The organism is Mucilaginibacter sp., from assembly GCF_965225845.1.
In the GTDB taxonomy this organism is placed as follows: Bacteria; Bacteroidota; Bacteroidia; order Sphingobacteriales; family Sphingobacteriaceae; genus Mucilaginibacter.
Genome location: NZ_CBDDBL010000002.1, coordinates 2449946 through 2468040, shown reverse-complemented (window position 1 = coordinate 2468040; position 18095 = coordinate 2449946). Strand labels below are relative to the sequence as shown.

At 42.2% G+C, this 18095-nt stretch carries 19 protein-coding genes; 11 read left to right on the top strand and 8 right to left on the bottom strand.

Annotated elements, in window-relative coordinates; all coding sequences use genetic code 11:
• Window positions 1–28: 28 nt before the first annotated feature.
• From ACYZ0U_RS15230 to ACYZ0U_RS15215, 4 genes are all read right to left on the bottom strand, one after another.
• Window positions 29–1051 (bottom strand): rod shape-determining protein, encoded by a 1023-nt coding sequence (locus tag ACYZ0U_RS15230; RefSeq protein ID WP_091369587.1) that lies wholly within the window; start codon window positions 1049–1051, stop codon window positions 29–31.
• A gap of 104 nt (window positions 1052–1155) precedes the next feature.
• Window positions 1156–2682 carry a bifunctional phosphoribosylaminoimidazolecarboxamide formyltransferase/IMP cyclohydrolase gene (gene purH, locus ACYZ0U_RS15225; protein WP_461453395.1) on the bottom strand — a complete coding sequence of 509 codons (1527 nt, stop codon included), beginning with the start codon at window positions 2680–2682 and terminating at the stop codon, window positions 1156–1158.
• 429 nt (window positions 2683–3111) lie between these two features.
• On the bottom strand, window positions 3112–3690 hold the full coding sequence (purN, locus tag ACYZ0U_RS15220; RefSeq protein ID WP_461453394.1) for a phosphoribosylglycinamide formyltransferase: 579 nt from the start codon (window positions 3688–3690) through the stop codon (window positions 3112–3114).
• Window positions 3691–3798: 108 nt separating this feature from the next.
• Window positions 3799–4320, bottom strand: a complete 522-nt coding sequence (locus tag ACYZ0U_RS15215; RefSeq protein ID WP_461453393.1) for a hypothetical protein — start codon at window positions 4318–4320, stop codon at window positions 3799–3801.
• A gap of 148 nt (window positions 4321–4468) precedes the next feature.
• Between ACYZ0U_RS15215 and yiaK the strand changes: the two genes are divergently transcribed.
• Window positions 4469–5458 (top strand): 3-dehydro-L-gulonate 2-dehydrogenase, encoded by a 990-nt coding sequence (gene yiaK, locus ACYZ0U_RS15210; protein WP_461453392.1) that lies wholly within the window; start codon window positions 4469–4471, stop codon window positions 5456–5458.
• Here the strand turns inward: yiaK and ACYZ0U_RS15205 are convergent, their stop codons facing one another.
• Both ACYZ0U_RS15205 and panB read right to left on the bottom strand, forming a co-directional pair.
• Window positions 5459–6181 (bottom strand): RluA family pseudouridine synthase, encoded by a 723-nt coding sequence (locus ACYZ0U_RS15205; RefSeq protein ID WP_461453391.1) that lies wholly within the window; start codon window positions 6179–6181, stop codon window positions 5459–5461.
• 3 nt (window positions 6182–6184) lie between these two features.
• Window positions 6185–7000, bottom strand: a complete 816-nt coding sequence (panB, locus tag ACYZ0U_RS15200; RefSeq protein WP_461453390.1) for a 3-methyl-2-oxobutanoate hydroxymethyltransferase — start codon at window positions 6998–7000, stop codon at window positions 6185–6187.
• A gap of 12 nt (window positions 7001–7012) precedes the next feature.
• On the opposite strand from panB, the gene ACYZ0U_RS15195 reads away from it, so the two are divergent.
• Together ACYZ0U_RS15195 and carA are read left to right on the top strand one after the other, a co-directional pair.
• Entirely contained in the window at window positions 7013–7306 is a 294-nt protein-coding gene (locus ACYZ0U_RS15195) for a hypothetical protein (RefSeq protein WP_461453389.1), read from the top strand.
• Between the two features lie 642 nt (window positions 7307–7948).
• Window positions 7949–9049: a glutamine-hydrolyzing carbamoyl-phosphate synthase small subunit gene (gene carA / locus ACYZ0U_RS15190; RefSeq protein ID WP_461453388.1), complete on the top strand. Its 1101-nt coding sequence runs from the start codon at window positions 7949–7951 to the stop codon at window positions 9047–9049.
• 296 nt (window positions 9050–9345) lie between these two features.
• Here the strand turns inward: carA and ACYZ0U_RS15185 are convergent, their stop codons facing one another.
• Entirely contained in the window at window positions 9346–9552 is a 207-nt protein-coding gene (locus tag ACYZ0U_RS15185) for a hypothetical protein (protein ID WP_461453387.1), read from the bottom strand.
• A gap of 406 nt (window positions 9553–9958) precedes the next feature.
• Between ACYZ0U_RS15185 and ACYZ0U_RS15180 the strand changes: the two genes are divergently transcribed.
• The 6 genes from ACYZ0U_RS15180 (at window position 9959) to lspA (ending at window position 15068) form a co-directional block, all read left to right on the top strand.
• Complete coding sequence (locus tag ACYZ0U_RS15180) at window positions 9959–10162, top strand: hypervirulence associated TUDOR domain-containing protein (protein ID WP_461453386.1); 204 nt, start codon at window positions 9959–9961, stop codon at window positions 10160–10162.
• Between the two features lie 118 nt (window positions 10163–10280).
• Window positions 10281–11045, top strand: a complete 765-nt coding sequence (locus ACYZ0U_RS15175; protein ID WP_461453385.1) for an ABC transporter ATP-binding protein — start codon at window positions 10281–10283, stop codon at window positions 11043–11045.
• A 101-nt stretch (window positions 11046–11146) separates the two neighbouring features.
• Window positions 11147–12271 (top strand): ABC transporter permease, encoded by a 1125-nt coding sequence (locus ACYZ0U_RS15170; protein ID WP_461453384.1) that lies wholly within the window; start codon window positions 11147–11149, stop codon window positions 12269–12271.
• An 88-nt stretch (window positions 12272–12359) separates the two neighbouring features.
• Window positions 12360–12668: a hypothetical protein gene (locus ACYZ0U_RS15165; protein ID WP_461453383.1), complete on the top strand. Its 309-nt coding sequence runs from the start codon at window positions 12360–12362 to the stop codon at window positions 12666–12668.
• A 381-nt stretch (window positions 12669–13049) separates the two neighbouring features.
• Complete coding sequence (eno, locus tag ACYZ0U_RS15160; protein ID WP_461453382.1) at window positions 13050–14345, top strand: phosphopyruvate hydratase; 1296 nt, start codon at window positions 13050–13052, stop codon at window positions 14343–14345.
• A gap of 204 nt (window positions 14346–14549) precedes the next feature.
• The gene (gene lspA / locus ACYZ0U_RS15155) at window positions 14550–15068 is read left to right on the top strand and encodes a signal peptidase II (protein ID WP_461453381.1); all 519 of its coding nucleotides are present in this window, start codon (window positions 14550–14552) and stop codon (window positions 15066–15068) included.
• Between the two features lie 261 nt (window positions 15069–15329).
• Here the strand turns inward: lspA and ACYZ0U_RS15150 are convergent, their stop codons facing one another.
• On the bottom strand, window positions 15330–16592 hold the full coding sequence (locus ACYZ0U_RS15150; protein ID WP_461453718.1) for an asparagine synthetase B: 1263 nt from the start codon (window positions 16590–16592) through the stop codon (window positions 15330–15332).
• Window positions 16593–16829: 237 nt separating this feature from the next.
• Between ACYZ0U_RS15150 and ACYZ0U_RS15145 the strand changes: the two genes are divergently transcribed.
• Window positions 16830–17291 (top strand): peptidylprolyl isomerase, encoded by a 462-nt coding sequence (locus tag ACYZ0U_RS15145; RefSeq protein ID WP_461453380.1) that lies wholly within the window; start codon window positions 16830–16832, stop codon window positions 17289–17291.
• Between the two features lie 86 nt (window positions 17292–17377).
• Entirely contained in the window at window positions 17378–17935 is a 558-nt protein-coding gene (locus ACYZ0U_RS15140) for a DUF5606 family protein (protein WP_461453379.1), read from the top strand.
• Window positions 17936–18095: the final 160 nt, after the last annotated feature.

Sequence of the window (18095 nt, the reverse complement as noted above, 5' to 3'; positions counted from 1 at the left end):
ATCCCATATCTCACATCTCACTTCTAAATTATTGCATTAAGAATTTAAAATTACCAATATTTTTTAACGCTGTACCTGTACCACGTACTACGGCGCGAAGCGGGTCTTCGGCAACGTGTACAGGTAGTTTGGTTTTTGATGCCACACGTTTATCTAAACCGCGCAATAACGCGCCACCACCTGTAAGGTAAATACCTGTCTGGTAAATATCTGCTGATAATTCAGGTGGAGTGATCTCTAACGCTTTCAATATCGCTTCCTCTATTTTAGAGATAGATTTATCTAAACAATGCGCTATCTCGGTATAAGATACCATGATCTGTTTTGGTACGCCGGTCATTAAGTCGCGGCCTTGTACGGCAAAATCAGCCGGTGGATCTGCCAGTTCTGGCAAAGCTGCACCAACCTCAATTTTGATCTTTTCCGCAGTACGGTCACCAATCATGATGTTATGCTGGCGACGGATGTACTGAACGATATCTGAATCAAAGTTATCACCCGCAACACGGATAGACTGATCGCAAACAATACCTGATAACGCGATAACCGCGATCTCGGTAGTACCACCACCAATATCTATGATCATGTTACCCATAGGCTCTTCCACGTCGATACCAATACCTACGGCAGCGGCCATTGGCTCATGTATCAGGTAAACTTCTTTGGCACCTGCAATTTCGGCGCTGTCACGTACGGCACGTTTCTCAACCTCGGTAATACCTGAAGGGATACAGATCACCATACGCAATGATGGAAAAAACCATCCCTTGCCCGGGTTGATCATTTTGATCATCCCGCGGATCATGTGCTCAGCAGCGTTAAAGTCGGCAATTACACCGTCTTTAAGCGGGCGTACGGTGCGGATATTATCGTGGGTCTTGCCTTCCATTTGCATGGCCTGCCTGCCGATAGCGATCACTTTATTGGTTGTACGGTCAAAAGCTACTATTGACGGTTCGTCAACAACAACTTTATCATTATGTATGATGAGGGTATTTGCGGTACCTAAGTCAATGGCAATTTCTTGCGTAAAAAAATTAAATAAACCCATTTGTATTTTTTGAATTAAAGCACGATCCGGTTAAAAGCGAATTGTTAAATATAACTCTGATTTTTAATAATTCGTATTAAATCATGCAATTAAGTAATGTTTTATTAATGTTTAAAATGGCGTACGCCGGTAGTTACCATAGCGATGCCTTTTTGGTTGCACATGTCGATAGAATCCTGGTCTTTTATTGATCCTCCCGGCTGTAAAACCGCTGTAATTCCTGCTTCTGCAGCTAATTCAACACAATCAGGGAATGGGAAAAATGCGTCAGATGCCATTACAGCGCCTTTAAGGTCAAACCCAAAACTTTCAGCCTTAATAACCGCCTGCCTTAATGAATCAACCCTTGAAGTTTGACCCACGCCGCTTGCCATTAACTGGTTGTTTTTAGCGAAAACGATGGTATTTGATTTGGTATGTTTAACCACTTTATTAGCAAAGTACAAATCATGCAATTCATGCTCCGTTACCTGTTTGGTGGTAACAGTTTTCATTTCTGCCGGTCCTTCAACAGTTGAATCCTTGTCCTGCTCAATAACACCGTTCAACAGAGTTTTAAATTGCTTGGTTGGTAGTTCAACCGGTTGGCGAACTAATATAATGCGGTTCTTTTTTGATTGAAGAATTTGCACCGCCTCGTCTGTGTATGCAGGCGCTATTAAAACTTCGTAAAATAATTTGCTGATCTCGGTAGCGGTATCCGCATCGATCTCATCATTAGCGATGATCACCCCGCCGAAAGCTGACACCGGGTCACAAGCCAAAGCATCTAACCAGGCTTGTTTAATCGAATGGCGCGAAGCTATGCCGCAAGCATTGGTATGTTTTAATATCGCGATGGTGGGCTCGGTAAACTCATCAATTAAGGCAACAGCAGCATCAACATCAACTAAATTGTTGTATGATAATTCCTTGCCATGCAATTTGGTGAACATCGCATCCAGGTCGCCATAAAAAGTGCCTTTTTGATGCGGGTTTTCTCCATAGCGTAAAGTTTGGCTGATTTGTATACTTTGTTTAAACACCGGCATTGGTTCTTCCTGGTTAAAGTACTGGAAGATGGCGGTATCATAGTTTGATGATATGTTAAATGCCTTTTGAGCAAATGTACGACGCTGATCAAAAGTGGTAGTGCCTTCCTGGGTTTTTAACATGCCTTCTAACTCGGTGTAATCGTTTTTAGAAGCCAGAATCACCACATCTTTAAAATTCTTTGCCGCTGCGCGGATAAGCGAGATACCACCAATGTCTATCTTTTCGATAATGTCTTCTGCACTTGCGCCTGATTTTAGAGTTTCTTCAAAGGGATAAAGGTCAACAATAACCAAATCAATTTCCGGGATTTCGTATTGTGCTATTTGCTGTTCGTCGCTTTCAAAATTTCTGCGGGCCAAAATACCACCAAACACCTTTGGATGCAGCGTTTTTACACGCCCACCCAATATAGATGGGTATGAGGTAAGGTCCTCAACCGCAATTACATCAACACCCAGGCTACGGATAAAAGTCTCAGTTCCGCCGGTAGAATAGATCTTTACCCCCAGGCGGTTTAACTCATAAATAAGCGGCTCAAGATTGTCTTTGTAATAAACGGAAATTAAGGCGTTTTTTATTTGAACGGATTGGCTCATTTGCAATAAATTTTTGAGCCGCAAAGGTAGGGATTTGTGATTAGAGATTAGAGATTAGTGTGTAGTTTTTTTCATTAATTATAATGATACTGAGAATTATAGTTAACTTGGGTTTATGACAGATATAAATCGTACCAAAGATCCTGAAAAAAGAGAATTATGTTTAGCAGACATGATTAAAGTAATTGGTAGAAAAGTTACCGATGAGGAATTGCTTGAATTATTTATTTAAGAATAATGATATTTCCTCAATAAGCCTTAAAAGTGCATTTGCTAAATATTTAGATTGAAAATAACTAAAAAGATGTGTATGTTATATTTGAATATCTATTGTAATTTTAGCTGACAATAATATGGAGGCCTGATTTTTAAACAATTTGACCCCTACGATATAATAGCAAACGATAGCTAATTAATGTTTAACGCAAATTAACTCTTCATCTTCTTCAATAAATTCTCCACCACTCTCGGGAAATGCTGGTGCTCTAATTGCTGGCCTTTGAATTTTATCATTTCCAAATTATCACCGGGTTCAATCCGGAAACGGGATTGGTGAATGATCTCGCCTTCATCAAAATTCTCATCAACAAAATGGATAGTAATGCCGGATTCTTCTTCGTTGTTGGCTAAAACGGCTTTATGCACATGATCGCCGTACATGCCGGCACCGCCGTATTTGGGTAACAGGGCGGGGTGAAGATTAATTATTTTATTTGGGAATGCTTTTAATAAAGATACCGGAACCAGCCATAAGAAACCGGCCAATACAATTAGATCGACCTGTAAGTTTTTAAGCAATTTGATCACATCGTCGGATTTGTAAAACTCATCGCGGGTAAAGATATGCGATGGTACCTCGAAATTATCGGCACGCTGCAAAACGTAAGCCTGCGGGTTATTGGTGAGGATAAGCACAACTTCCGCTTCGGAACTGCGCTTAAAGTGTTCCATGATCTTTTGGGCATTTGATCCGGAACCTGAAGCAAAAATGGCTATTCTTTTTTTCAAAACTACAGATCAGTATTTATATTCATCCAAATATAAAACTTCGCTGTTAAATTACGGTGTTAATGTGAGTTTGTTTTTAACTCATTATCAGCAAATGGTTAAATTTTACTATTGGTTGTTTCCGGAAGGATGTACAAAGCCGTATTGTATAATCCTCGATCTTGTGGTTGAAGTAACAAAAATGTTTACGTCGCCTGTTTGCAATATCAGCGAATACTGCCCAAGATTATATATTTTAGTGTATTTAAAGGGCATCGCCTTGTCCGGGTCAGGCGCCCCGCCTACAAGTGTATCAGCACAAAGCATAGTGGAATTTAACACAAGCTGATCCGGTGTTAAAGCCCATGTGCCTGAAGTTGTCTGCGGTATACATTCAAAATTAGTATAGGTACAGGTGTTGTTAATGTTAAAGGTGAAGATCTGCGAATTATTACAATTAAGGTTCAAGGTATCTGTGCTGATCAAACTACTGCCCAAATAATGAAAGACCTGCACAGATGCTAATTGCCATGGTGCATGCGTTAAAAAAACATTCACAGCGCCCGAATTATCTTTTTTACAAGAGTTGATGAATAAGCTGGTTGCTGTGAAAGCCGTTAATAAAAAGAAGACTAATTTTTTGTTTTTCATCCCGATATATCAGCAAAAGTAAAAATTTGCGGCTATTGTAAATGCATGCAGGTAATTATAACTGATTTATGGTGTAAATATTACAGGATGAATGAATAAAGCACGAACCGGATGAATAGATTTGCGTTTATATCAATAAACTATTTATATGCGTATTCCGTTCGCCAAGCTAAAATCTGAATTTAAAAGAGTATTACTAAGCCTTGATTTTACTGATGAAAAAGCTGAAAAATGTGCTACAACATTTGCTGAGAATAGCCGGGATGGCGTTTATACCCACGGATTAAACCGTTTCCCGGTATTTATTGATATGATAAAGCAAGGTTTGATTAAGCCGGATGCGGAGCCGACAAAAGTTGGTGGTTTTGGTGCGATAGAGCAATGGGATGGCAATTTGGCCCCGGGCATTTTAAATGCCACCTTTTGCATGAACCGTGCTATTGAACTGGCTAAAACAAATGGAATTGGCTGCATTGCCATAAAAAATACCAACCACTGGATGCGCGCGGGGACATATGGATGGCAGGCAGCGGATGCCGGGATGATTGGTATCTGTTTTACCAATACCATTGCCAATATACCGCCCTGGGGTGGAATAGACCCACGCCTGGGAAATAACCCTTTGGTTATTGCTGTGCCGAGGGCTGAAGGGAATGTGGTATTGGATATGGCGATATCGCAATACTCGGTGGGTAAACTGCAACAATATAAAATGAACAATGAGCAATTGCCTTTGCCGGGTGGCTATGACAAGGATGGTAAGTTAAGCACAGATCCAACAGTTGTTTTAGAGGCTAAACGGGCATTGCCAATCGGATTTTGGAAGGGTTCGGGATTGTCGTTGATGCTTGATCTGCTGGCAAGTATTTTGAGTCAGGGCAACTCTACGGGCAAAATTACACAAAGTGAAAAGGAGAGTGGGGTATCACAGGTATTCATTTGCATTAAGCCGCAGGATAATGATTATACCGCTAATATTATAGAGGAGATACTTAATTATACCAAGAGTAGCAGGCCTGAATATGAGGGTGGCAGTATTTCTTATCCCGGCGAGAATACCTTAAAAACACGCGAGAAAAGTTTAGCAAAAGGTGTTTTGGTGGATGATAGGATTTGGCAAAAGGTGCAAGCCTTATAATTAATCCATCATCCCTTCAAACTTCTCCCAGAAGCCATCTTTAGGTACAGGAGCAGTAATTAGTATAGGCTCTTTTTTTATTGGATGGATAAATTGCAAACGACGCGCATGCAGGCAAATGCTTTTGCGCAGGCTGCCGCGGGGATAACCGTATTTATTATCGCCTACTATGGGGCAACCGAGCGTGGATAGCTGCACCCTGATCTGGTGCGGACGACCGGTAATTGGGTCTACCTCTATTAAATAGTAACCGTTTAACTCGCCAACCAATTTGTAGTTCAGTTCAGAGCGTTGGCTGCCGGTAACTTCGCGGTCGTGGGCTTTGGTTATGTTTTTCTGCGGATTTTTGATCAGGTAATGCACCAGGTTTCCTTCAACAGGGTTTGGCCGGTTACGTACCACGGCATAATAGGTTTTATGCATCTCCCGGCTTTTGAACATCTGGTTAATGCGCTCCAAGGCCTTACTGGTTTTAGCAAAGAGGATCACGCCGCTCACGGGCCTGTCGAGCCTGTGTACCACGCCTAAAAATGCGCCATTGGGTTTATTGTATTTTTTGGCGATGTACTTCTTAACCTTATCATCTAACGACTCATCGCCGGTATCATCAACCTGTACAATATCGCCCGCGCGCTTGTTGATGGCAATGAGGTGGTTATCTTCATACAACACATCGTCGTCGGTTATATCGTAGTTGGTATATTTAAATTCGGTTCGCGCCATTGGTTAATACTGCTCTTTTTCGTTTGGAAAGCTCTTGGCTTTCACATCACTTACATAGTTTTTGATGGCGCCGTTCATTACATCATATAAATCCGCATACTGGCGTAAGAATCTTGGTTTGAAACCTTTGTTAATACCCAGCATGTCGTGAATAACCAGTACCTGCCCGCTACAGCTTTGGCCTGCGCCAATGCCGATGGTAGGGATGCTTAATGCATTAGTAACTTCAGCGGCGAGTTTAGCGGGGATTTTTTCCAGCACTACACCAAAGCAGCCTAATTCCTGTAGTTTAAGTGAGTCCTCTTTTAGCTTTTGCGCTTCCGCCTCGTGCTTGGCACGTACAGTGTAAGTGCCAAATTTATAGATAGATTGCGGTGTTAAGCCTAAGTGCCCCATTACCGGGATACCCGCAGTTAGTATGCGGCTTACAGATTCCGCTATCTCCACACCGCCTTCTAACTTTACGGCGTGGGCGCCGGATTCTTTCATAATGCGGATAGACGAGTTCAATGCTTCTTTTGAGTTACCCTGGTAAGTTCCAAATGGCAAATCAACCACCACCAAAGCGCGTTTTACAGCACGTACAACTGATGACGCGTGATAGATCATCTGATCCAGCGTGATGGGCAGCGTAGTTTCATGCCCGGCCATTACGTTGGAGGCGGAGTCACCAACTAATATAATATCCATGCCTGCATCATCAACAATGGAGGCCATCGAATAATCATAAGCGGTAAGCATGGCGATTTTTTCGCCGCTGTTCCTCATTTCCTGCAAAGTATGGGTAGTAATACGCTTTACTTCTTTGTGTACCGACATGGTGTTTATTTTATGGAGAACAAAGGTGGGAATTATTTCGAATTTATTTCGGATTTCGGAATTTCGATTTGGGCCATGAAACTGTTTCATGAAACAGGTGAAACAATTGGAACAGTTGGAACACTTTTACACCACAAAAACGGCCAAAATAGTGGCAAAAGGCGGTTATTAGATCGATTTTTTGGTCGTTTTGAGCAAAAAAAGACCTGTTTTAGGCCGAAAAACGATGAAAAAACGCTTGTTTTTGATGATTTTTTATTGTTTTTTGATGGGAAATCGCGTGTTTTTGTGCGGTTTTTACCATAAAGTTAACTAATATAGACAAAGAAATAGACGTAGTTTGTTTCACCGTGAAACACTTAATACTCATTAAATATATATAATCATTAAAATGTCTTCGCCCTCTTTCCGGCTTGCCGGAGAGAGGGCCGAACAGCGAAGCGCATTCGGGGTGAGTCAACTCTTTGTCGAGCATTCGCGCTAATGCCGCTCGCAGAGTCTACTCACCCGGTCTTTGCTTTGCTTGACCACCCTCTACTGCAGGCGGCAAAGAGGGGATATCAATCTTAAATATACTTATCTCCAGCTTACCTCTTTGTTGCGCAGCAATAGAGAGGTCGACCAGCGCAGCGTTGTCGGGTGAGTAATTCTGCATTAGGGATTAACGCGGATACCGGCCTGTGACTAAGGCTACGTGCAGTATAATCCGTTGGCTAACGGACCGGCCCGTTGGCTAACGGGAATGTCCAAATCCCCACAAACCTGATATTCCCATTACAATAAAATTCACAATCACTCTTCCGAAATCCGAAATAAAATTCTACTTTTGCAGCGTGAAAAAAGAAGTTTCTTACTTCATTTCTGCATCCTGTTTTGAGGGCGCCGCTTGTCATCCTGAGCTTGGTCGAAGGACTAACCAACCCATTAATCATTCTATTTTTTTAACAAATGACTTACTTCACCCAACTACCGGCGGTATTATTACTGGCTGACGGAACTGTGTTTTATGGCAAAGCTGCCGGAAAAATTGGTACTACTACCGGCGAAATATGCTTTAATACCGGCATGACCGGCTACCAGGAAATTTTTACTGACCCGTCGTATTTCGGGCAGATCATGGTGGCTACCAACGCGCATATCGGTAACTATGGTATTGCTGATGAGGAAGTTGAATCGGGCAATATCCAGATTGCCGGTTTGGTTTGTAAAAACTACAATATTAATTACAGCCGCAAACAGGCTAACGAAAGCATCCAGGATTATTTCCAGCAGCAAAATATTGTTGGTATCAGCGATATTGATACCCGCCAGCTGGTTCGCCACATCCGCGATAAAGGTGCGATGAACGCGATCATCTCTTCAGAAATTACGGATATTGAGGAGTTAAAAGCGAAGTTAGACCAGGTACCATCAATGGATGGTTTGGAGCTATCATCTCAAGTATCAACTACCGAAAGCTATACTTTTGGCGATGAAAACGCTAAATACCGTGTCGCGGTGCTCGATTTAGGGGTGAAGAAAAACATCCTGCGCAATTTTGACGACCGTGACGTATTTGCCAAGGTTTACCCTGCAAAAACATCCTTCGAAGAAATGGAAAAGGATTTTTCGCCATCAGGATATTTTATTTCCAACGGCCCCGGCGATCCATCGGCCATGCCTTACGCGATTGATACCGTAAAAGAGATCTTAGCTGCTGACAAACCGATGTTCGGCATTTGTTTAGGCCACCAGTTGTTGGCTTTGGCTAACGATATCCCAACCAAAAAAATGTTCAATGGTCACCGCGGATTGAACCACCCGGTTAAAAATATCATCATCAACCATTGCGAGGTAACCTCACAAAACCACGGTTTTGGTGTAGTGCCTGAGGCTGTAAGAGCATCAGAAAAAGTAGAGATCACCCACGTAAACCTGAACGATCAGTCGATTGAAGGGATCCGTGTAAAAGACAAAAAAGCATTCTCGGTACAATACCACCCCGAATCATCGCCCGGCCCGCACGATAGCAGGTATTTGTTTGATGATTTTATTAAGTTGATGGATTAATTAGTTCAACGTTATATTGAAAAGGTCAGAATTAAATCCTGGCCTTTTTTGTTTAGGAACGTTTTTTGTTTATTTGATTAGATAAGAGCTAAAAACACGAACCCTTCGTTAACCTTTTTTAAATCGGCATCAGGGCTGATCCGGGTAGCACAAGCCTTGCTAAAGCACAACCTTTCATAGGATCAGAACGCAGCCGGGAGTTTTCTTTTGGTTACTTTTCTTTTGGCGGTCAAAAGAAAAGTGACGCTTAGCGCAGCGATACCAGTAAAAGGTAAACGTCAGGCAAAGCATTCGGCTTACATAACAGCAGGGCATTCTTCGCTATCGCTTAAAAGAAAAATTTTCATCTGAATAAGTTGTTCTGTCCCGCTCATTGCCGCGGGGGCTACTACTTTTGGCCTGATCCAAAAGGTAGCAAAACTAAGCGAAGCGATCTCATGAACACCTTTGGAAACATACAATTGGTGAATAATATCAAGACGGAAAAAACCTTCAGCCCGCAAGGCGAGCTCCCGGCCCGGTTTTCCGTCGGGCCTTTAGGCGCTTAAAAAACCATACTAAAATCTTGCTACTGGATACTAACTACCCGATACTAAAAAAATTCATCGCCAAAATCCCCCCATTCACCGACGATTTTTCAAGACTCCCCAATTAGCCCTAACGGCGAGCGCATAATGTGTGCATTTTTGAGCCATAAACAATCACACATTATGGAAAAGTTACTCACCATCCACTTAATAAACTTCGCTTTGCAGGCTGCTGAACACCTGCATTCGTTATTGATTAACATGGGGCACCTGGTAAAATAGCTGTTTATGGCAAGGCTTATCACCATCTACAATTACCTGCAAATAAACCTGTTCAGGATATTGGCAGCAGTTTTGCTTAACTGGTATTAAACATACCATTATGAAAAAGGGAGATAAAGTTGAATGGAGCTGGGGCAAATCAAAAGCCGAAGGCGAAATTGTAAAGGAATACGATAAACCCGTTACCAAAACCATTAAAGGCACCAAAGTAAAACGCAATGCCAGTAAGGACGAACCTGCCTACGAAATTAAACAAGAAAACGGCAATAAGGTGTTGAAGAGCGGGAGCGAGTTGAAGAAATAGCCCACTCAACCTCCCCGGGAGGGAGGGCTTTATAACTCTAGAGTCAAAGTCTCCCCTGCCAGGGGAGATTAGAGGGGGCTGGTTTGGTTATATCATTAATCTATCGCATTTTTGCGGCATGGCTAAACAACCTATTATTACCGTAAATAACCTGGTAAAAAACTACGGCGATTTTAATGCCGTAAAGGATATTAGTTTTGAGGTTTACGAGGGCGAGATCTTCGGGCTGCTTGGCCCCAATGGCGCCGGTAAAACCACTACTTTAGAAATTATTGAAACCCTGCGCGATAAGACCTCCGGTACTATTACTGTTGATGGTTTTGATATTGAGAAGGATGCCGCCAGCATTAAAAAGCGTATCGGTGTGCAATTGCAGGCAGCGGGCTATTATCCGAATTTAAACCTTTCTGAATTGATCGAGCTGTTTTCCGGCTTATATGGCGTAAATAAAACGCCTACCGAAATGCTGGAAAAAGTTGCGCTGACAGATAAAGCCAAAGCCAAATACAAAGAACTTTCCGGCGGCCAAAAACAGCGGTTCTCTATCGCTACTACTTTAATAAATGATCCGCGCATCATATTTTTGGATGAGCCGACAACAGGCCTCGATCCGCAGGCGCGCCGTAACTTGTGGGACCTGATCAAGGAGATCCGCGATAGCGGGACTACCGTGGTGATCACCACCCACTACATGGACGAAGCCGAAATACTATGCGACCGTGTGGCTTTTGTAGACGGCGGCCACATCATAGATATTGGTACACCTGATAATTTTATTGATAAACTGGTAGCTTCCGGCTTCGAACGCAAGAAAGAAGTAAAGCTGGCCAACCTGGAAGATGTGTTTATCAATCTGACAGGCAAGGAGTGGAGAGAAGGGTAGGTTCCGGCCCTCTCTAAATCTCCCCCGGTAGGGGAGACTTTTTATAGACTTTAATTTTTCAAATTCCTCTCTACCGGAGGCGGATTTAGGATGAGGCTCTTATGAACAAACCATACAGTAATTTCAACGCGACCCTGGCTATTGCCAAAGCCAGTTTCCGATCCATATTGCGCAGCCCTTCGGCGGTGATATTTACGCTTTTGTTTCCGCTGATATTTATTTTGGTGTTCGGCTTTATTGGCGGCGGGGGTATAACTGTCGACCTGGGTGTGGCTAAGGGAAGCGATGTAAACAACCCGGTATACAAAGCACTGCAAACCACAAGCGTGATACATTTGGTTACTGATGAGTCGTCCGATCAAATGAAAAAGGATTTGGCGAAAGGTCATTTGGATGCGATATTGGATATCACTAAAAATGTTGCTGCATGGCCGGTACAGGGTAAACCGGATCATCCGCCATACACAGTCAACGTACAATATACCAGTGCTTCGCAGGAAAAGGGAAAAATCCTGAATTCGCTCATCAGTGGGATGTTATTTAAGATGAATGCTGCAATGGCCGGAAACGCGGTTCCGACATTGGCTGAACTGAAAGAAACCACCGTTACCGTACGCGAATACAAAACCATCGACTTTATTTTACCGGGACAATTAGGCTTCTCGCTGTTAAGTACTGGCGTATTTGGTACGGCATTCGTGTTTTTAAGCCTGCGCCAAACGCTGGTGATTAAACGCTTTTTCGCTACCCCAGTTAAGCGATATAGTATTGTTGTGGGTGAAGCTTTGGCTCGCATAACTTTCGCGCTGATTGGCGCATCCTTTATACTATTGGTCGGGCGGTTCGCCTTTGGATTTACGCTGATACATGGCTTTGTCACCTTTATCAATATGCTGATCCTGTCGTTTTTCGGGGTGATCGTATTTATGGGTTTCGGGTTCACGGTATCAGGCATCGCCAAAAACGAAAGTACCGTACCGCCAATTGCCAATTTGGTTACGTTGCCGCAATTCTTATTGTCGGGCACATTTTTCTCCATTACCGTTTTCCCAACGTGGCTGCAGCCTATTTGTAAGATATTACCGCTAACGTTCCTCAACGACGCCATGCGCCAGGTAGCCTTTGAAGGCGCCAACCTGTGGGATGTTAGCCACCAATTGTTTTACCTGCTGCTTTGGGGCATTGGTATTTACGCGGTGGCGGTTAAGGCGTTTAAGTGGGAGTAGGTTTGAACTAAGATTAAACGGATTTTCGGGATTTGCAGGATGTTAATATTATTTATACTACAAGGTATTTTTAGTTAAACCTGAGCTTATGAAAAATGCAGATTACAAAACATTCTACTTAGAATCTATTACAGAGATTAACGAAAAATACTATGTTTTAAATGGGTACCCTCAACAAGACTACGATGAAAACTATTATTATGAAATTCATATAGAATCAACGAGAGCATTATCAATCATTAAAACTTATATTGACGAATACATATGTATTGATGTAACATCAGAAAATAGTTTGACTATTTATTATGGCGAATTTTATTCAGAAAGTTTTGACGATGGAGAATTCAGTTACATAAATTACTCTTATCAAAAAATAAAGAAGACATCTAAAGATTAAGTTTTCGCACGGTCTCTTGAAAAGGACCCTGCGGTACAAAAATTTTAGTCTCCGCAGGGTCTCTCGGAGAGGAACCTGAGCAAGGTTGATTCGCAATGATATTGAACAATCCATCGCAGGGTCCTCTCCGAGAGATCCTGCGAGAACCAAAGAGTTTATGATTTATTTCAACGCATTTGCCAATCTTTAATGTCTGCAAGGCTTTGAGAGACCTTACATCCTCTAAATCCCAAAAATCCGTTTAATCCTGGTTCAGACATATTAATTTACCGTTAATCTTTATTTATTTTCCCTGAGTTTTGTTTGAAAGTGTATATTTGAAAAGTATATAAACCTGGTGTATTATTTACACTATGTATCTATCAAATTAATTTATTGAAAATGAGCTTAATAATTGATGTCCATGCCCGCCAGATTTTAGATTCGCGCGGCAATCCTACCATCGAGGTAGATGTATTAACTGAAAATGGCGCCTTTGGCCGTGCTGCTGTACCATCAGGTGCATCAACGGGTGTGCACGAAGCGGTTGAACTTCGCGATAACGATAAAGCTGTTTACATGGGTAAAGGTGTGTTAAAAGCCGTTGCCAATGTAAACGATATTATAGCTAAAGAATTACAAGGTGTTGATGTATTCGACCAGGGTACCATCGACAAAATAATGATCGACTTAGACGGTACTGAAAATAAAGGCAACTTAGGTGCTAACGCTATTTTAGGTGTATCACTTGCTGCCGCTAAAGCTGCCGCGCAGGAAAGCCGCCAGCCTTTATACCGCTACATTGGTGGTGTAAATGCTAATACATTGCCAATCCCGATGATGAACATCGTTAACGGTGGTTCACACTCTGATGCGCCTATCGCGTTCCAGGAGTTTATGATCATGCCGGTTGGCGCGCCATCATTCTCTGAAGCATTGCGTTGGGGAACTGAAGTATTCCACAACCTGAAAAAGATCTTACACGACCGTGGTTTATCAACCGCAGTAGGTGACGAAGGTGGTTTCGCACCAGCTTTCGATGGTACTGAAGATGGTGTTGAAACCATTTTGCAGGCGATTGAAAAAGCAGGTTACAAACCAGGTGTTGATATTTTCATCGCTTTTGATTGTGCTGCTTCTGAGTTTTACAAAGATGGCAAATACGACTACACTAAATTTGAAGGCAATAAAGGTGCTATCCGTACCAGCGCTGAGCAGGTTGAATACCTTGCTGAATTAGTGGCTAAATATCCCGTTATCTCTATTGAAGATGGTATGCACGAGGATGATTGGGCAGGCTGGAAATTATTAACCGAGAAACTGGGTGATAAAATTCAGTTAGTAGGTGACGATTTGTTTGTAACCAACACCAAACGCTTACAAAGAGGTATCGACGAAGATACTGCTAACTCAATCCTGGTTAAAGTGAACCAGATCGGTTCATTAACCGAAACTATCAATGCGGTAACGCTTGCTCAAACCAATGGTTACACCTCGGTAATGAGCCATCGTTCAGGAGAGACTGAAGACAGCACCATTGCTGATTTGGCAGTAGCCTTAAATTGCGGCCAGATCAAAACCGGTTCTGCTTCACGTTCAGACAGGATCGCTAAATACAACCAATTGCTTCGCATCGAAGAAGAATTAGGCGCTAACGCCCGTTTCATTGGTAAGGATTTTAAATTCTATAAAAAATAGTTGATTGGGTTGACTGCATGAGTGGTTGATTGAGTTGAATGAATAGAAAAGCCGGCTTGATGCCGCCTTTTTTTGTCTGAAGTCGAATTAGTTGAATTTTTGGAATTGATCGAATTATGTAATTCATTAATTCCATAAATTCCGGTTCAGACAAAAATCAACGAAATCATTACATCATACCAAATCAGCGGTTATCTTTGCCCCATGAAATCAAACAAGTTCGTTAGAGCTGCCATCATATTATTTATCCTCGCCCTAAACATTGGCTGCGACCAGCTATCGAAGTCAATCGTTCGTAAAGACCTGCCCGATAACAAAGTGATCGGTTATTTAGCTAACCATGTCACACTCGAAAAAACTGAAAATACCGGCGCTTTCTTGAGTCTTGGCGATAACCTCGGTGGCCCTGTGAAGTATATCTTACTAATGATATTACCGTTGGCTGCGCTTATCGGTGCATTAGTTTATATTATCATCAAAACCAATTTAACCCGCAGTACGCTGCTAGGCATTATTTTCATCATCGGCGGCGGTATCGGTAATTTATATGACCGCATCATCCACGGCTCGGTAACCGATTTTATGCATATTGATTTCGTCATATTTCAAACCGGGGTGTTTAATGTCGCAGATATGTCGATCATGGCGGGGATGTTCATTATTCTGATCGATTCCTATCTTAAGAAAGAAAAAGCCAAGAGCGAGGTTGTTCCGGAAGGGTAACAAGAAAATTCAAAAATGAAAATAGTACTGACCATGTCTTAAATTTTTTAAATCGGCATCAGGGCTGATCCGGGTGGCACATGCCCTGATAAAGCACTACCTTTCATAGGATCAGAACGTAGCCGAGAGTTTTTCTTTGATTACTTTCTTTTTGACGGCCAAAAAGAAAGTAATGCTTAGCGCAGCGATACCAAAAGACAGTAATGATTTTCTGTAGAACCAGAGATTGCTGCGTTTCTCGCTGTAAGGGTTTAAAACCTCCTAAGTTTTCTGCTTCTTCTTATGTGCTGCCGGGAACAATACATTATTCAATATCAACCTATAACCCGGCGAATTCGGATGCAAATGCAGATCCGTTGGCGGGTCGCCTACCATGTGCTGGTAATCTTCTGGGTCGTGGCCGCCGTAGAATGTCCACTGGCCTTTGCCGTAATCACCGTGAATGTAACGGGCTTCGTTGCCGGTTTTCATTTCGCCCATAATGATCACACCCGGCTTGATTTTTCGCTCATCAAAAGCAGTGGTCAATCCCATAAAGCCTTTGATTACCTTGTCATGGTCCTGGGTTAGCATGCTGGGAACAACATCCCATTTGGCCGAAAAATCAAACAGCGTAAAAAAGTCATTGCTTTGCTCCACGTGCCTGCTTGGGGTAACATCAATATTGCTAAAGCTGTGCGATAGCGGATTCATATCAATGGTGAAATTCTGAAAGGCGAACGTCTCGCTAAAATCGAGTTTGGATTGCGCATTCGGGTCGGCGGCATCACCGTCGAACATACTTTCGCAGATGTCGGTATTATGAGCAGCCAGGGCAATATCAAAAGTATCCGTACCGGAACACATGGCAAACAGGAAGCCACCACCTGCGCAAAAATCACGGATCTTTTGGGCAACTGCCAGCTTCATTTGCGATACCTTTTTAAAGCCCAGTTTATGCGCCATAGCTTCCTGGTTGCGCACATCGTCATTATACCATTGTGCAAAGCGGAAACCGCCATAAAACTTGCTGTATTGGCCTGTAAAATCTTCGTGGTGCAGGTGCAGCCAATCGTATTTAGGCAGGTCGCCGCGGATCACTTCCTCATCATAAACCACATCATAAGGAATCTCGGCATATTTTAAAACCAGGGTCACGGCATCGTCCCAGGGTAGTTTATCTTTGGGTGAATACACAGCCATTTTTGGCGCTTTTTCCAATTTTACCACATCCATATTTACGGATGGATCGCTTACTTCAGTAATGATGTCGCTGGCCTTGGCATCGGCCAAAACCTCGTAACTCACCCCACGTATATTGCATTCGTCTTCAATCTTTTTATCATATTTCATCATAAAGCTGCCACCACGGTAATTGAGCAGCCATTCCACTTCCTGGTTATTCTTCAGTACCCAAAAAGCAATGCCATATGATTTTAAATGATCCTTTTGATCTTCATCCATCGGTATAAGGATGGAAGCTGCCCTGGTTAGGATAGTAAAAAGTAAAAAGCAAAAAGTTAAAAGTATTTTGGGGCGAAGCATATTCAAAGCTAACGAATATTTAGGGAAGGTATTATTACTTAATTTACGGAAATTCTCCAGAATCGTCATTGAAGAACGAAGTAATCTTTACATAGGCAGAAGCTTTTGCAAATTTCTCTGTATGGTTTAGAGATTGCTTCGTTCCTCGCAATGACGCTTTTAGAAAATATTACCTATTACCTTTAAACTTTCGCCTTTCACCTCTTTTCATTACATTTGCAGTCCAAAAAAATACAAATGAGTAAAGCGATTATTAAAACCGAAAAAGGCGACATGACTGTCGAGTTTTATGATAAGGATGCACCAAATACTGTTGCTAATTTTAAAAAACTGGCTAAAGAAGGTTTCTACAACGGCATTGCCTTTCACCGTGTTATACCTAATTTTATGGTTCAGGGCGGTTGCCCGTTCTCTAAAGATCCAGCAACTGCTTATCGCGCAGGCAGCGGTGGCCCGGGTTACCATATCGACTGTGAATTAACAGGTGAAAATCAATACCATGACCGTGGTGTGCTTTCAATGGCGCATGCAGGCCGTAACACCGGTGGATCACAGTTTTTCATTTGCCACAGCCGTGCAAACACCGCTCACCTTGACCGCAACCACACTTGCTTTGGTAAAGTGATTGAGAATGTTGACGTGGTTGATGACATCCGCCAAAACGATAAAATTTTAAGCATAGAAGTAATAGAAGACTAATTTTAGAGTTGAAAGTTAAAAGTAAAAAGTCGAAAGTTAACTGCGGCTTCTTTTAACTTTTAACCTTCAACTTTCAACAAAATAACATGAACCTACAGGGAATAGTAGCCGTATCCGGCAAACCGGGATTGTGGAAAGCACTTTCGCAAAACAAAACTGGCTTTATATTGGAGAGCCTTGATGCACATAAAACTAAATTGGTGGCTAACCTGTCAACAGCTAAATTGGCTGCTTTGGACGAGATAACCGTTTTTGGTTACGATGATGATATTAAGCTGACTGATGTTTTCGCGAAAATGAAAACTGCCGCAAATGTGCCTGATGCTAAAGCTGACGGTAAAAAGCTGCGTGATTTTTTTAAGGAAGTAGCACCTGATCATGATGAGGAAAAAGTTTACGCTTCAGATATGAAGAAGATTGTGAGCTGGTTTCATATTTTGAAAGACCTGCCTTTCTTTAACGAAGAGCCTGCTACCGAAGCACCTGCTGCTGAAGAAGCTGCTCCAGCTGCAGATGGCACTAAACCTGCGGTTGCTGTTAAAAAAACTGTGGCTACTACTGCACCAAAAGCTGTTACTAAGCAACCTGCGCCTAAAGCCACGGCTAAGCCTAAAGCTACTGCCAAGCCAAGAAGAGCAGAATAATAATATTTTAATACCGGATTAACCCCATTGCTCTGATTAGTGATGGGGTTTGTTTTTTGCCTAAACTTTATTTATCGCGAAAAAAAATAAATATTTGCGTCCGATTTTCAGGACGAATAAAAAAGAATAAAAATTAATACTATCGAAATATTGCCTAAAA

Coding starts and splice junctions, on each gene's coding strand:
- ACYZ0U_RS15230 (WP_091369587.1), bottom strand. CDS start 1,051: ATGGGTTTATTTAATTTTTTTACGCAAGAAATTGCCATTGACTTAGGT.
- purH (WP_461453395.1), bottom strand. CDS start 2,682: ATGAGCCAATCCGTTCAAATAAAAAACGCCTTAATTTCCGTTTATTAC.
- ACYZ0U_RS15215 (WP_461453393.1), bottom strand. CDS start 4,320: ATGAAAAACAAAAAATTAGTCTTCTTTTTATTAACGGCTTTCACAGCA.
- yiaK (WP_461453392.1), top strand. CDS start 4,469: ATGCGTATTCCGTTCGCCAAGCTAAAATCTGAATTTAAAAGAGTATTA.
- ACYZ0U_RS15205 (WP_461453391.1), bottom strand. CDS start 6,181: ATGGCGCGAACCGAATTTAAATATACCAACTACGATATAACCGACGAC.
- panB (WP_461453390.1), bottom strand. CDS start 7,000: ATGTCGGTACACAAAGAAGTAAAGCGTATTACTACCCATACTTTGCAG.
- ACYZ0U_RS15195 (WP_461453389.1), top strand. CDS start 7,013: ATGGAGAACAAAGGTGGGAATTATTTCGAATTTATTTCGGATTTCGGA.
- carA (WP_461453388.1), top strand. CDS start 7,949: ATGACTTACTTCACCCAACTACCGGCGGTATTATTACTGGCTGACGGA.
- ACYZ0U_RS15180 (WP_461453386.1), top strand. CDS start 9,959: ATGAAAAAGGGAGATAAAGTTGAATGGAGCTGGGGCAAATCAAAAGCC.
- ACYZ0U_RS15175 (WP_461453385.1), top strand. CDS start 10,281: ATGGCTAAACAACCTATTATTACCGTAAATAACCTGGTAAAAAACTAC.
- ACYZ0U_RS15170 (WP_461453384.1), top strand. CDS start 11,147: ATGAACAAACCATACAGTAATTTCAACGCGACCCTGGCTATTGCCAAA.
- ACYZ0U_RS15165 (WP_461453383.1), top strand. CDS start 12,360: ATGAAAAATGCAGATTACAAAACATTCTACTTAGAATCTATTACAGAG.
- eno (WP_461453382.1), top strand. CDS start 13,050: ATGAGCTTAATAATTGATGTCCATGCCCGCCAGATTTTAGATTCGCGC.
- lspA (WP_461453381.1), top strand. CDS start 14,550: ATGAAATCAAACAAGTTCGTTAGAGCTGCCATCATATTATTTATCCTC.
- ACYZ0U_RS15150 (WP_461453718.1), bottom strand. CDS start 16,592: ATGCTTCGCCCCAAAATACTTTTAACTTTTTGCTTTTTACTTTTTACT.
- ACYZ0U_RS15145 (WP_461453380.1), top strand. CDS start 16,830: ATGAGTAAAGCGATTATTAAAACCGAAAAAGGCGACATGACTGTCGAG.
- ACYZ0U_RS15140 (WP_461453379.1), top strand. CDS start 17,378: ATGAACCTACAGGGAATAGTAGCCGTATCCGGCAAACCGGGATTGTGG.